Genomic DNA, 14,698 nt, shown 5'->3' with positions numbered 1-14,698 from the left:
TCAAAACACACACCCCCTACGACCAAGCAACCGCCTGGTCACACCGACAGAACGATTTTGCCGCTTGACAGCCCAGCTCCAGGGATGTCTGACCCGACCCTCTATATGCTTCGACGACCAAGGCCGTGACGGTCTCTCCCGATGACCTTGACGGCCTCATCCCCCGGTGCCGGAAGAGAGCGAGCCGTGATGAGCGACGGAGGTCGGCGCGGGCATCGCCTTCTGGGGAGGGCCGCGATCGGGGTGCTCCTGGCGGCGGCGACCCTGGTGAACCACCTCGCGTGGCTCGGGTGGCACCGAGAAAGGGACGTCGGCCCGGACGGCGGCGTCAGCGGTCCCTACGAGGCGTGGCAGATAGCCGGGCTGGTCATCGTCCTTGCGATCCTCGCCGCTTTCGCCGGGTGGCGTGGCCATCCCGTCATCGGCACGCTCGTGATCGGGGGCGTCATGTGGGCGTCCTGGACCCTCGACGCCGCGACGTCAGACGACAGCGGCCCGTGGGCCGTGGGCGCGCTGTTGTTGTTCCCGGCCGCCTTCTGCGGAGTCGGCCTTGTCGCGTGGCTCGCGGCCTCGCTCAGGCGCCGAAGCACCGGCCGATGACCGGATGGGTCCCCGGCGCCGGGAGGCGTGACCGGCTGGGCGGTGGGGCGAGCGGCCTGCGGCTAGGGTGGCCGCGTGGCTGGGAATCTGACACGCGATGAGGCGCTGGAGCGCACGCGACTGCTGACGGTCGACTCCTACGAGGTCGAGCTCGACCTGACGACGGGTCCCGATCGGTTCAGATCCACCACCCTGGTGCGGTTCCGCTGCGCCGAGCCGGGGGCCGAGGTGTTCTGCGACCTGGTGGACGCCGAGGTGGGCGAGGTGGTCCTCAACGGGACCGCGATCGACCCCGGGCTGTACGACCCGGAGACCGGGCGGATCCCGCTGCCCCGCCTCGCCGGGGAGAACGAGCTGCGGGTGGCCGCCGACTGCGCGTACTCGCACACCGGGCAGGGGCTGCACCGCTTCACCGATCCCGTCGACGGCGAGGTCTACCTGCACAGCCAGTTCGCCACCGCCGACGCGCAGCGCGTGTTCGCCTGCTTCGACCAGCCCGATCTCAAGGCGACGTTCCAGTTCACCGTGGTCGCGCCGGTCGGCTGGGAGGTCGTCTCCAACACGGCCGAGTCCGCGTGCGAGCCGCTCGGCGACGCGCGGCGCTGGCACTTTCCCCCGACGCCGCCGCTGCCGACCTACATCGGCGCGGTGGTCGCCGGGCCGTACCACGGGGTGGCGGGGGAGTACCTCGGGCCTGACGGGCAGCGCATCCCCATGCGGGTGTTCTGCCGGGCCTCGCTCGCCGGGCATCTGGACGCCGAGGCCATCTTCGACGTCACCCGGAGAGGCCTCGACTTCTACCAGCGGGCCTTCCGGCTGCCGTACCCGTTCGGCAAGTACGACCAGCTGTTCGTGCCCGAGACCAACTTCGGCGCGATGGAGAACCCCGGCTGCGTGACCTTCAAGGAGGAGTACGTCTTCCGGTCCAAGGTCACCGACGCCGTGTACGAGCGCAGGGCCAACACGATCCTGCACGAGATGGCGCACATGTGGTTCGGCGACCTGGTCACCATGCGGTGGTGGGACGACCTCTGGCTGAACGAGTCCTTCGCCACCTACGCCGCGACGCTCGCCCAGGTCTCCTCCACCCGCTGGACCGGGGCATGGGCGACCTTCGCCGACAGCTACAAGGCCCACGCCTGCCGGCAGGACCAGTTGCCGTCGACCCATCCGATCGCCGCCGACATCATCGACATCAGGGCCATGGAGGTGAACTTCGACGCGATCACGTACCAGAAGGGCGCCTCGGTGCTCAAGCAACTGGTAGCCGCGATCGGCTTCGACGACTTCATGGGGGGCCTGCGCCGGTACTTCCAGCGGCACGCCTGGGGCAGCACCACCCTCGCCGACCTGCTCAAGGCGCTGGAGGAGGAGTCCGGCCGCAGCCTCGCCGGCTGGTCGAGCGAGTGGCTAGAGACCGAGGGGCCGAACACGCTGCGCCCCGCGTTCGACCTCGACGCGGACGGACGGTTCACCTCGTTCGCCGTACTGCAGTCCGCGCCCGCCGCCCACCCGACGCTGCGCTCGCACCGCATCGCGATCGGGTTGTACGAGCGGGGGCCGACCGGCCTTGCGCGGCGGCGGCGCGTCGAGCTGGACATCGCGGGCGAGCGCACCGAGGTCGGCGAGCTCCTCGGTGAGACGCGGCCCGATCTGCTGCTGCTCAACGACGACGACCTGACCTACGCCAAGGTACGGCTCGACCCGCATTCGCTGCGCACCATGGTGTCCGCGATCGGGGAGATCGCCGATCCGCTGGCGCAGGCGGTGTGCTGGACGATCGCCTGGGACATGGTGCGCGACGCCGAGCTGCCCGCCCGCGACTACGTCTCGCTGGTGCTGTCCGGCGTGGGCTCGATTCGCGTCGCCTCGATCGTGCGGACACTGCTGGAGCAGGCGCGTGTGGCGGCCCGGCAGCACACCGACCCGGCGGGGCGGGCGAGCTGCCTGCGCGCGCTCGCCGGCGGCCTGCTCGGCCTGGCCGAGGCCGCCGAGCCGGGCGGCGAGGGGCAACTGGCCTACGTGCAGGCGTTCGCCACGCTCGCCGGCGCCCCCGAGCACCTTGAGGTGGTGGCCGGGCACCTCGACGGGTCGGCCGAGCTGCCGGGGCTGGCGGTGGACACCGACCTGCGATGGGCGCTGCTGCGGCGGCTGGTCGTCCACGGCCGGGCAGGTCACGCCGAGATCGACGCCGAGCTGGGCAGGGACGCCACCGCGGGCGGCCAGCGCAGCGCCGCGGCCTGCCGGGCGGCGATCGGAACCCCGGAAGGCAAGGCCGAGGCGTGGCGGCGGATCGTCTCGGGCGAGCTGTCCACCGCGATCCTCGGCGCGACCCTCGACGGCTTCCGCGAGCCTGACCACGCCGAGCTGCTCGTGCCCTATGTCGACAGGTACTTCGCGGTCCTTGAGTCGGTCGTGGGCCGGTGGCCGAGCGAGTTCACCCAGGCGTTCGCGAGGGCGGCGTACCCGTTGAGGGTGGTGTCACAGGAGACCATCGCGCGCACCGACGACTACCTCGCGAGCGCCGAGCCGCCGGGCTGGCTGCGCCGGCTCGTACTGGAGGGCCGCGACGAACTGGCCCGCACGCTCCGCACCCAGGCGCGCGACGCCTTGTAGAGGTACCTCGGACGCTCCGCGGCCGGAGGTACCCAAGCTTTGTGACGGCCCGGTCGTGCTCAGCCCGCGGTTCGCCGCTCGGCCTCGCGCATGGCCTCCGCGACCAGGTGGTCCTGCCCGGTCCCGGCGAGCAGTCCCGTGGCGACGCCGTCGATGTCGGCGGAGCCGCGGTTCTGGCTGAGCTTCCACTTCGCCTCGATCCGCGTGATGACGACCTCCACGCCGACGATCGCGCGTAGCTGTCCCTTGATGAAGGCTTCGGGCGCGTCGTCCACCGACCACGGCTCCGGCCGGGCCGACTCGTGCTTGCCGGTGAGGCGCCTCACGAGCGACTCGGTCCAGTCGGGGTCGTCGTGGGTGACGAGCCTGCCGTAGACGTGCGCGGTGACGTAGTTCCAGGTCGGGACGACGCGCCCGTGCTCACGCTTGGCGGCGTACCACGACGGGGTGACGTACGCGTCGGGTCCCCGCACGATGACCAGGGCCTCGGCGTCCGAGCCGTGGCGCCACTGCTCGTTGTTCCTGGCCAGGTGCCCCAGCAGAGCGCCCTGCTCCCCGGCGGCCGGGTCGAACACGAACGGAAGCAAGGTCGCCATGATCCCGCGAGGGGTCCAGGTGATCAGATCCGAGGCTCCCGAGCGGTCGAGAAGCTCATGGACGGACGGGAGGTCGGGCGCGGAGAAGTGCTGGGGGACGTACATGATCACTCCGATCGGGCGACGCGGGAATCCCATGCTCTCGCATGCTTCCGCGTCACCGAGCGTGGCACGGGCCGCAGCGACCACCGCCTCACAGCGCGAGGAGCCGAAGGTGGCCATCGGTTCATGCTCGGCCCCTGCCCATCCGTGACCACGCCGGACGAGGCGCCGGACCCAGGTGCTGCCCGGCCGGTTCTACGCGTGGGTATCGGTGTCCCACAGATCGGTGCTGTGAGCGTCGACGAGGGCGCCGATGCGGGCCAGGACCTCGGAGGCGGGCAGGACGTCCAGGCGGCGCCCGTCACGCAGACGCACGGCGACCTGGTCGTCGGCGGCCTCCTTGGCGCCGATCACCGCCTGGTACGGCACGAGCCGGGCCGCCCGGACGCGGGCGCCCAGGGTGCCGTGCTCCGGCCCGGCGATCTCCGCGCGCAGTCCCCGGCCGGCGCACCGCTGGACGAGCCCGCCGGCCTGCGGCATCTCCGCCTCGGAGATCGGGAGGACCACCAGCTGGGTGGGGGCGAGCCAGGCGGGGAAGGCGCCGCCGTGCTGCTCGATGAGGTGCGCGACGGCCCTCTCCACGCTGCCGATGATGCTGCGGTGCACCATGACCGGCCGGTGTCTGGCGCCGTCCTGGCCGATGTAGTGCAGATCGAACCGCTCGGGCTGGTGGAAGTCGACCTGCACGGTGGACAGGGTGGCCTCGCGGCCGGCGCTGTCGGCGATCTGGACGTCGATCTTCGGGCCGTAGAACGCCGCCTCCCCTTCCGCGGCCTCGTAGGCGACACCGGAACGGTCGAGGACGTCGGTCAGCAGGGCGGTGGCCCGTTCCCACATGTCAGGGGCGGCGACGTACTTGCCCCCCGGCCCCGGCAGGGACAGCCGGTAGCGGGCCGGGCGGATGCCGAGAGCGCCGTACGCCCGGCGGATCAGCTCCAGCGCCGCCCGCGCCTCGTCGGCCACCTGGTCCAGGGTGCAGAAGATGTGCGCGTCATTGAGCTGGATCGCCCGTACGCGGGTCAGCCCGCCGAGCACCCCTGACAACTCCGCGCGGTACATGCCTCCCAGCTCGGCCATCCGCAGGGGCAGCTCCCGGTAGCTGTGAGAACGGGAGCGGTACATCAGCGCGTGGTGCGGGCACAGGCTCGGCCGCAGCACGACCTGCTCGCCGCCGAGATCCATCGGGGGGAACATGTCGTCGCTGTAGTGCGACCAGTGCCCGGAGATCTCGTACAGCTCCCGCTTGCCCAGAACGGGCGAGTACACATGCTGGTAGCCCGCCCGGCGCTCGGCGCCGCGGATGTACTCCTCAAGGGTGTGCCGTACGGTCGCACCGGCGGGCAACCAGTACGGCAGCCCAGCGCCGATCAGGGGGTCGGTGTCGAACAGACCCAGCTCGCGGCCGAGCTTGCGGTGATCGTGCATCGTGGTCTCCTCGCGGATGGTGAGGCGAGTGACCAGACGGCGAAGCCCCGGGGCACTCGCCCCGGGGCTTCGACTAAGTCATCTGTCAGCGCGCCGGGACACTCTCCGGCGTCGTCGTCACAGCAGCGCGCTTCATGCCCGCAACGCTAGCAGACACGTGGCGACCCCCACAGGTGTCGTCAACACGTCCCTCGGCCTCACCGCCGACCACCTGGTGAGCCCGAGTTGCCCGGCCCGTCGAGGCACGCCGGCAGGACCTGTGGCAGGGGAGCCTTCCGGACGGCGAAATTCCGCACTCAGGAAGATGCGGGCCGAGTCGGAGGCCGTCCACGATGATCCGCATGTCCACACTTAGGAAGTTGCGTGCCGAATTGGACGCTGTCGCCGATGCGGTGACGCGCCCGTTCGGCCTGCCTCGGATGGCGAGGCGGCCGGGGGGCCGGCCGTGGTCAGGCCTCCCGGCGAACCGAGGTGTGGACTACGGCCCGCACGCTTCGTGAGCGGCGGAACCCGCCCCTGCGCCATCAGAACGAGGAGGCCATGTGAGCCTTGACGATATTCACCAGGTGAAAACGCAGGGTGCCATCGCAGCGAGCGGCGAGGCCGTACGCCCGATGGCGCCGGACAGAGGGGACCTGGTCGCCGGGGAGATCGACGGGAGACGAACCCGGCTTCCCGGCGAAGAATGCCTGCCGGAACTGCTCTGGGAGCACGTGCGGGCACAGCCGGACCGTACGGCGTGCGTCTACGGCGACGAGCGCCTCACCTACCGCGAGCTCGCTGAGCGCAGCGCGGACCTGGCCGCCCACCTGCGGCGTCTCGGCGTGGCCGTCGACGACTGCATCGGCGTGTTCGTCGAGCCGTCGATCGAGCTGATGACGGGCGTGTGGGGAATCCTGTGCTCCGGTGGCGCCTACCTGCCGCTCTCCCCCGATTATCCCGAGGAGCGGCTGCGCTACATCATCGAGGACTCCCGCACCGAGGTCATCCTCACCCAGCGGGGGCTCGTGGGGCGGCTGACGGAGCTGGCACCGCGGGGAACGCGGATAGTCGTCCTGGACGCGCCGGACGCGCTGTCGCCAGAATCGAGCGGCGCCCCCGGGGGTGGCAGCGGCATCGACCCCGGCGACGCGGCGTACGTCGTCTACACCTCCGGCAGCACGGGCAAGCCCAAAGGGGTGGTGATCGAGCACCGCGCCATCGTCCACCAGATGCGGTGGCTGAACACCGTCCACCGGATCGACCGGGACCGGGTCGTCCTGCAGAAGACCCCCATGAGCTTCGACGCGGCGCAGTGGGAGATCCTGGCCCCCGCCTGCGGCAGCACGGTCGTCATGGGCGGCCCCGGCGTCTACCGTGACCCCGAACGGCTCGTCGACACCGTCGTGGCCCACGGCGTGACCACGTTGCAGTGCGTCCCGACCCTGCTGCAGGCGCTGCTGGACACCGAGCGGCTGGGGGAGTGCACGTCGCTCACCCAGCTCTTCAGCGGTGGGGAGGCCCTTTCCCGGCCCCTCGCGCTGCGCTGCCTGGACGTGCTGCCCGGCTGTGAGCTGGTCAACCTGTACGGGCCGACCGAGTGCACCATCAACTCCTCCAGCTTCACCGTCGACCGGGACTCCGTCGCGGACGGCGGCCAGACGATCTCGATAGGCACGCCCGCGTACGACACCCAGTTCTACGTTCTCGACGGTGATCGGCGGCCGGTCGCCCCCGGCGAGGTCGGCGAGCTGTACATCGGCGGGGTCCAGCTCGCGCGGGGCTACCTGCACCGGCCCGACCTGACCGCGGAGAGGTTCGTCGACAACCCGTTCTACACGGATCGCGGGTCCTCCCGGCTCTACCGGACCGGTGACCTCGCCTACTGGAACGCCGACGGCACCCTGCAGTTCGTCGGCCGCGTCGACAACCAGGTGAAGCTGCGGGGTTTCCGGATCGAGCTGGACGAGATCAGGCTGGGCATCGAGGGCCACGACTGGGTGCGGAACGCGGCGGTCGTCGTCAAGGACGACCCCGTCACCGGCTTCCAGCACCTTGTCGCCTACGTCGAGCTGAATCCGAAGGAAGCGGCCCTGATGGACCAGGGCGACCACGGCACCCACCACCTGTCGAAGGAGAGCAGGCTCCAGGTGCTCGCGCAGTTGTCCGACGGGGGGTGCCGGGACGACGCGGAGACCAGGGGCAAGGCGGTGGCCGACCTCCCCGGCAGGACACCGACCGAGGAGCAGCGCGCGCGGGTCTTCGCCCGCAAGACCTACCGCTTCTTCGAGGGCGGCGAGGTCACGAAGGACGACATAGTCCGCCTGCTCGGAAGGAGCGGCGCGGGTGCCCGTCCGCGTGGCCTTTCCACGCTGGGCCTCGCCGAGCTCGGGGAGATCCTCCGATATTTCGGGCAGTTCTCCAGTGACGACCGGCTGCTGCCGAAGTACGGCTACGCCTCCCCCGGATCCCTCTACGCGACGCAGATGTACCTGGAGATCAACGGCCTCGACGGCGTGCGGCCCGGATTCCACTACTACCACCCCGTACGGCATCAGCTGATCCTGATCCGGGAGAAGCCGGCCGAGCCGGCCCCGCACCTGAAGATCCACTTCATGGGGAAGCGGCGGGCGATCGAGCCGATCTACAAGAAGAACGTCCGCGAGGTCCTCGAAATGGAGGCCGGCCACATGGTCGGCCTGTTCGAGGAGATCCTCCCCGACCACGGTCTCGACATCAGGGCCCTCGGCTACGCGCCCGAGACGAAGGAACAGCTTGAGTGCGCGGACGAGGACGACTATCTCGGCACGTTCGAGGCGGTGCCGTACGCCGGGCCGAGGCCCGCGGACTCGCTCGACGTCTACGTGCAGGCCCACCCCGGAAAGGTGGCGGGGCTGGCCGGGGGGCTCTACCGGTACGTGGACGGCGACCTGCGCGGGGTCTCCGACGACATGATCCTGAGAAAGCATGTCGTGGCCATCAACCAGCAGGTCTACCAGCGGTCCGCCTTCGGGATCGCGCTGGTCGGGAGACCGGGCCCGCACTGGCTCGGCTACCTCGACCTCGGCCGGAAGCTCCACCGCCTGCAGATGAACGACCTGGGCTTCGGCTTCATGCCCTCCGGTTATGGCTCCAGGACGGGCCACGACCTGCCGTCGGCGCGGCGGATGGAGAGCATCCTGCGCGCCTGCGGCGGAGAACCTGGCCCGTTCTACTTCGCCGTCGGCGGTCGCGTCAGCGACGAGCAGGTGCTGAGCACGGGGATGAAGGAGGACTCCGTCCACATGAGGGGTCCGACGGAGATGATCAGAGATGATCTGATCGGTTTCCTGCCGGACTACATGCTGCCGAACAGGGTCGTGATCCTCGACAGGCTGCCGCGCACGGCGAACGGGAAGATCGACTCTAGGGCGCTGGAAGCGTGGGACCTGGCCGACGCCGTCTCCTCCGACGAGCCTTTCGTCGCTCCCCGGACGAAGGACGAGGAACGCATCGCTCGCGTCTGGGGAAGGGTGCTGAAGCGGGAGAAGGTCTCGGTCCGGGACGACTTCTTCTTGTCCGGGGGAAACTCGCTGATCGCGATGGCGCTCGTCAGTAGAATCAACGACGAGTTCCAGTGTTCGCTCCCGATGCAGGTGGTGTTCACGTCTCCGACCGTGGAGAAACTCCTGATCGAGGTCGACGCCGACGGCGCGAGGCCTTCATCGCGTCTGGTCGGGCTGAAGACCGCAGGATCGAAGAATCCCATCTATTGTTGGCCCGGTCTGGGCGGCTATACCATGAACCTCAGGCCGCTGGCGGAAAAGACAGGCGTCGACCGGCCTTTCTATGGTGTGCAGGCCCACGGGATCAATGAAGACGAGGTTCCGTATTCCACCGTCCAAGAAATGGCCGCGGAGGATGTCAGGGCCATCAAGCGGCTCCAGCCTGAGGGGCCGTACATGCTCTGGGGGTACTCCTTCGGCGCGCGCGTCGCCTTCGAGGCGGCCCGGCAGCTCGAACAGATGGGTGAGCAGGTCGAGAGCCTCGTGCTCATCGCCCCAGGGTCGCCGCGGGTCCGGGCGGGCGACGAGCCCGGCGGCGGCGACGAACCCGTCTACACCAACCGTAAATACCTGACCATTCTCTTCTCGGTCTTCGCCGGAGGCATCGACGGGCCGCTGCTCGACGCCTGCCTGAAGGAGGTCGAGGACGAGGACGGATTCGTGTCGTTCGTCGGGGCGAATTTCGGGGGGCTCGACCCCGATCTGGTGCGAAGAATAGTCCGGACCGTACGCCGGACGTATCAGATGAAATATCACCCCGGGGATCCGGCGGAGCGGCGGATAAACGCTCCGATCACGATACTGAAAGCCAGGGGCGACGAACCGTCGTTCATCGAGAACGGCGACGGGCATTTCTCGGAACCGCCGGCCGTCGTCGATCTGGAAGCCGATCACTACAGCCTTCTCAAGGAGCCGGGCCTTGACGAGTTGCTGCGAACCGTACGTCACGCGCTGGGCGCGTGAATTTTCATCGACAACCCGTGTCGGCCGGAGGATGTTCCACCCGCCGAGGCGGACACCGAGGAGCGGAAGATGCCGCATGTGAATATCAAGTACTTTCCGCAGCCGTTGAGCGACGAGCAGGAGGCCGCGCTGGTCGCCGCGGTGAGCGGAGCCGTACGGGACGCCCTCGGATGCGACGAGGGCGTCATATCCATCGCTCTGGAACCGGTCGCGGCAGAAGAGTGGGACGGACTGGTCTACGGGCCGGAGATCGTCGGACGCAAGCACCTGCTGCGTAAGACGCCGAACTACTGATGACCGACGATCAAGCGCTGACGCCGCGCGGAGAAGGGCCGCCGGGGCTGCTGCGCCTCCTGGGGGAGGACCTGCGGACGATCGCCGAGCGCGATCCGTCCGTCCGTAGCCGGCGGGAGGCGTTGCTCCACCCGGTGCTTCCGGCGATGTGGCTGTACCGGGTAGCCCACCCGCTGTACCGGCGCGGCCGGCGGTTGCCGGCCCGGCTGCTGATGCTGCTCGCGCGCGGGATCACCGGGGTGGAGATCCACCCCGGCGCGGTGCTCGGGCGGAGGGTGTTCGTCGACCACGGCGCGGCCGTGGTGGTCGGGGAGACCGCCGTCGTGGGCGACGACGTGACCCTCTACCACCAGGTAACCCTGGGGGCGGTCGGCTGGTGGCGCGACAAACGGCGTGCCGCGGGGGAACGGCGGCACCCGGTGATCGGCGCCCGCGTGGTGCTGGGTGTCGGCGCGACCGTTCTCGGGCCCGTACACGTGGGAGACGACGCCGTCGTCGGGGCGCGTGCGCTCGTCCTCGGGGACGTGCCCGCCGGCGCGCGCGCCCTCGCCCCGCTGGGGGCCGTGTCCCCCCGCCGCACAACCCCGACGCCCGCCGCCGCCCCGCTCGCCGCCGCCCCCGATCCGCTCGCCCCCGCCGCCGACCCGCTCCCGAGTGGCATTTCGCTCCCCATCGCCGATCCGCTCGCCGCCCGAGCCCCCCTGTCCCGACCACCCGACGAAAGGAATGGATCGATGAATCCGGACAGCACGGTCCTGATAGTCGGTGCCACCGATGAGACCGTACGCAAGGCCAAGGAACTCGGCCTGAGCGTCCTGTTGCTCCAGCACCCCAGCAAGGTCAGCTCCGAGCAGGAGGAGCTCGCCGACGTCCTCCGCGTCGTGGACTACACCGACTGGGCGGCCGTCGAGCCCGTCGCCAGGGAGTTGCGGGAGGAGCCGGGGTTCCGCGTCGCGGTCTCCATCACCGAGCCCGGGCTGGAGAACGCGGGGCGGGTCAACGACCTGTTCGGGCTGGACGGCACCGGCTACGAGGTCACCAGGAGGCTGCGCGACAAGCTCGCCATGCGCCGGCACCTGGCGGAGCGCGATCCGTCCGCGGTGGCCGCCGCGCCGCTCCTGCGGCGCGAGGACCTGGACTCCTTCGGAGCCGCCCACGGCTACCCGTTCATCGTCAAGCCAACCGACGCGACCGCCGGCATCGGCGTCTTCCGGGTCGGCGGCCCCGAGGACGCCGAGCGGATCTGGACCACGGTCGAGGGCCTGCGCGGCACGCGGACCGACCGCGTCTCGACGATGTACCTGCTGCAGGACTTCCTCATGGAGGAGTACGTCGAGGGACCGGAGTTCAGCGTCGAGGCGTTCAGCTTCGCTGGCCGCCACGTCGTCGTGGCGATCACCGAGAAGTTCGTGCACGCCGATCGCTTCGCCGAGCTCGGCCACGCCATACCTGCCCGGCTGGAGGAACCGGCGCAGGAGGAGATCCGCGCGAGCCTGAGCCGCTTCCTGGACCTGATCGGGCTCCGGGACGGCGTCACGCACACCGAGCTGAGGATCGGCGAGCGCGGCCCGGTGATCATCGAGAGCCACAACCGCATCGCCGGCGACGCGATTCCGGAGCTGGTGCGCGGCGCCTACGGCGTCGACCTGACCGAGTACGCGCTGGGCTGGCCGTTCGGGCTGGTCGCCGAGCTGCCCGACCGGCCGGAGGCGCATGCCGGGGCGAGCGTACGGTTCCTGGTCAGCGGGCCCGGACGGGTCGAGTCGGTCGAGGGCGCCGAGAACGCCGCGGCGCAGGACGGCGTGCTGGCTGTGCGCATCACCGCCAAACCCGGGGACACGGTCCACGCCATACGCGACAACTGGGACCGGCTCGGCCTGGTCGCGGTCACCGCCTCCGACACGACCGCGGCGATCCGGCGCGGCGCTGAGGTCATCGACGAGACCATCCGGATCTGGGTGGCGGGCGAGGACGGGCGCGTCTGGCTCGCGAACGTGGCCGAGGCCGGATCACCGGCGGGGGTACGGGCATGAGCGTCCTCATCGTGCACCGCAGCCCCCTGGAGCCGTTCCCCTACCACCGCTGGCTGCGCGACTACGAGGGCCCGGTGGTGATCCTCGCCGCCCGCGACAGGTTCGAGCCGTTCGGCGAGCAGGTGCCGGTGGGGAACCTCGGCTACACGCACCTGGAGACCTTCGACGACGACGAACAGGTGGCCGAGCGGGTCGTACGGCTCGCCGCCGAGTACGGCACCACGCACCTGATCGGGGAGCACGAGGCCGACGTGCTGCGCGTGGCCACCCTGCGCGAGCGACTCGGGCTGCCCGGCCCCCGGGCCGCCGACGTGCTGCCGTTCCGCGACAAGGCCCTGATGAAGGAACACGCCGTACGGGCCGGCGTGGAGGTCGCGCCGCACACCGTGCCGCGCACCGAGGCGGACGTGCTGGCCTTCGCCGAAGTCCACGGGTTCCCCCTGGTGTTCAAGAACAGGACCAGCTTCAACTCCATCGGCCTGCGCATCCTGCGCGACCGGGACGCCCTGACGGACTTCCTCGCCGAGGCGTACGGTTCGCCGCGCGACGACCTGCTGCTGGAGGCGTACATCCCCGGCCGGATGTGCCATGTGGACGGGCTGGTGGTGAACGGCGAGACCGTGCTGGTCTGGCCGTCCCAGTACCAGTACGAGCTCGCCTCCTTCGGCAGCGATCCCGGTTCCCGGGTCGACCTGGCACTCGACCCGGACGACCCGCTCACCGACCGCCTCCTGGAGCTGACCGACCAGACGCTCGCGGCGCTGCGCCTGCCCGGTGGGCACCTGCGTGACCACGCCTTCCACGCGGAGATCTTCCACACGCCGGACGACCGGCTGGTGCTGTGCGAGATCGCCTGCCGGTCCGGCGGCGGGAAGATCCGCGAGGTCTTCCACACCCTGTTCGGGGTCAACCTCGCCGAGAACTCCATCCGTGCCCAGCTCGGCCTGTCGTTGCCCGACGTGGAGCAGGTCGTGCGTTCCGGGCGGCGGCCGAAGCCGGCGCGCATGGCCGGTCAGGTGCTGATGATGAAGCGGCCGGGACTGATCCACTCGCTGCCCGACGCCCCGCAGGAACCCTGGGTGGAGCACTTCTGGCTCTACGCCCGCACGGGCCAGGTGGTCCCGCCCGCTGCGGGCTCGGCCGACTTCCTGACCGTCGTCATCGCCTCGGCCCCCACGCGCGCGGAGTGCGAGCGCAGGTTGCGCTCGCTCGGCGCGCGGCTGGAGGAACAGGTGCGGGTCGTGGCGGTACCGTCGTGAGACGCCCGTCCACGCAGGTGCGTTACATGGCCGGCATGGTGATCGACGCCACCGGCAGCGGCATGTTCCTGCCCCTGTCCCTGCTGTTCTTCCACCACGTCACCGGGATGCCGATCGAACGGGTCGGCGTCATCATGACCGCGGCGGCGCTGCTCAGCCTGGTCAGCAACCCGGTCGCGGGCGTGCTCGTCGACCGGTTCGGCGCGCGGGCCGTCGTCGTGGGCGGCTACGTGGTGCGCGCCGTGGGATTCGCGACCTACCCGCTGGTGGAGTCGCCGGTGGCGATGTTCCTCGCGGTGGCGCTGGTGGCGCTCGGCGACGGCTCGTACCCGCCGTCGATCCAGTCGCTCGTCGCCGCGATCACGCAGGGCGCGGACCGCGACAAACTGCTCGCCGCTCAGCGCAGCCTGCGCAACGCCGGCCTCGGCGCGGGCGGCCTCATCGCCGGCGCCGCGCTCGGACTGGGCAGCGACGCCGCCTACCAGGGGATCGTCGTCGTCAGCGCGGTCGCGTTCGTCGCCGCCGCGCTGATCTTCCGTACGATCCCGGTCCCCCGTGTGAACGTCCGGACGGACACGAGCGCCCCCAGGAAGGGGGGATACCGGCTCATCCTGCGCGACCGCACGTTCCTGGTGCTGACGCTGCAGAACGTGCCGACCGCCTTCGGCTACATGGTGCTGTCGGTGGCGCTGCCCGTGTACGTCACCCAGGACCTGGGCGTGTCCGCGTCGCTGGTCGGCGTGCTGTACGCGGTCAACACCGTCGGCATCGCGCTGTTGCAGATCCCGGTGACGCGGCGGCTGATCCGGTACCGGCGCACCCGCACCGCCGCGTTCGGCGCCGCCATGTTCTCGGTGTCGTTCGTGGCGTTCGCCATTCTGGCCGGGGTCCCCGCGCAGGTGCAGCTGATCGGGGTCTTCGCCGCGACGGCGCTGTTCACGCTGGGGGAGATGCTGCACGGCGCGCCGCTGTCCGCGCTGGTGTCGAGCGCGGCTCCGGAGGAGACCCGCGGCAGGTACATGGCGGTCTACCAGTTCTCCTGGGCCATTCCGATCGCGCTGGCTCCGGCCGTGCTGACCACGCTGCTGAGCCTGTCGGTGACCTCCATGTGGCTCGTGCTCGCGGGAGGCGTCGCGTGCTCGGCCCTCACGTTGCTCCGCCTGGAACCCCGGCTTCCCGTCGAGGCCGTCCATCCGTACGTCCCGGCCGTGCCGGCGCCCCGGGAAGAGCCGGCCTTGGACGCGTCGGCCCGGGAGCCGGAAAATTCGATCGAAAGGTTGTCGTGA

Annotated in this window: 8 protein-coding genes and 1 pseudogene; 7 read left to right on the top strand and 2 right to left on the bottom strand. The window is 70.4% G+C overall.

The genetic code is table 11. From position 1 onward, the window contains the following. Positions 1–189: 189 nt before the first annotated feature. Together ACGFIV_RS24410 and pepN are read left to right on the top strand one after the other, a co-directional pair. Complete coding sequence (locus ACGFIV_RS24410) at positions 190–600, top strand: hypothetical protein (protein ID WP_358558838.1); 411 nt, start codon at positions 190–192, stop codon at positions 598–600. A 75-nt stretch (positions 601–675) separates the two neighbouring features. Continuing rightward, on the top strand, positions 676–3,216 hold the full coding sequence (gene pepN / locus ACGFIV_RS24405) for an aminopeptidase N (RefSeq protein ID WP_392837798.1): 2,541 nt from the start codon (positions 676–678) through the stop codon (positions 3,214–3,216). A gap of 59 nt (positions 3,217–3,275) precedes the next feature. On the opposite strand, the gene ACGFIV_RS24400 is transcribed toward pepN, so the two are convergent. Both ACGFIV_RS24400 and thrS read right to left on the bottom strand, forming a co-directional pair. Next, entirely contained in the window at positions 3,276–4,034 is a 759-nt protein-coding gene (locus tag ACGFIV_RS24400) for an FMN-binding negative transcriptional regulator (RefSeq protein WP_358558842.1), read from the bottom strand. Positions 4,035–4,109: 75 nt separating this feature from the next. Then, positions 4,110–5,387: pseudogene (gene thrS / locus ACGFIV_RS24395) on the bottom strand (threonine--tRNA ligase); the annotation flags it as partial. 518 nt (positions 5,388–5,905) lie between these two features. On the opposite strand from thrS, the gene ACGFIV_RS24390 reads away from it, so the two are divergent. The 5 genes from ACGFIV_RS24390 (at position 5,906) to ACGFIV_RS24370 (ending at position 14,698) form a co-directional block, all read left to right on the top strand. Continuing rightward, on the top strand, positions 5,906–9,826 hold the full coding sequence (locus ACGFIV_RS24390; protein WP_392837795.1) for an amino acid adenylation domain-containing protein: 3,921 nt from the start codon (positions 5,906–5,908) through the stop codon (positions 9,824–9,826). A gap of 69 nt (positions 9,827–9,895) precedes the next feature. Next, the gene (locus tag ACGFIV_RS24385) at positions 9,896–10,120 is read left to right on the top strand and encodes a tautomerase family protein (RefSeq protein WP_358558846.1); all 225 of its coding nucleotides are present in this window, start codon (positions 9,896–9,898) and stop codon (positions 10,118–10,120) included. Beyond that, positions 10,120–12,153 carry a serine O-acetyltransferase EpsC gene (epsC, locus tag ACGFIV_RS24380; RefSeq protein ID WP_358558848.1) on the top strand — a complete coding sequence of 678 codons (2,034 nt, stop codon included), beginning with the start codon at positions 10,120–10,122 and terminating at the stop codon, positions 12,151–12,153. Before ACGFIV_RS24385 ends, epsC begins: the two co-directional genes overlap by 1 nt. After that, positions 12,150–13,412: a hypothetical protein gene (locus ACGFIV_RS24375; RefSeq protein WP_358558850.1), complete on the top strand. Its 1,263-nt coding sequence runs from the start codon at positions 12,150–12,152 to the stop codon at positions 13,410–13,412. The genes epsC and ACGFIV_RS24375 overlap by 4 nt, the downstream gene beginning before the upstream one ends. Before the next feature lie 26 nt (positions 13,413–13,438). Further along, a complete protein-coding gene (locus tag ACGFIV_RS24370; protein WP_358558852.1) occupies positions 13,439–14,698 on the top strand; it encodes an MFS transporter in 1,260 nt (419 codons plus the stop codon).

The organism is Sphaerisporangium sp. NPDC049003 (genome assembly GCF_043197795.1).
Classification (GTDB): domain Bacteria; phylum Actinomycetota; class Actinomycetes; order Streptosporangiales; family Streptosporangiaceae; genus Sphaerisporangium.
The sequence above is the reverse complement of the archived record's forward strand: the minus strand, read 5'-3'. Positions and strand labels throughout refer to the sequence as shown.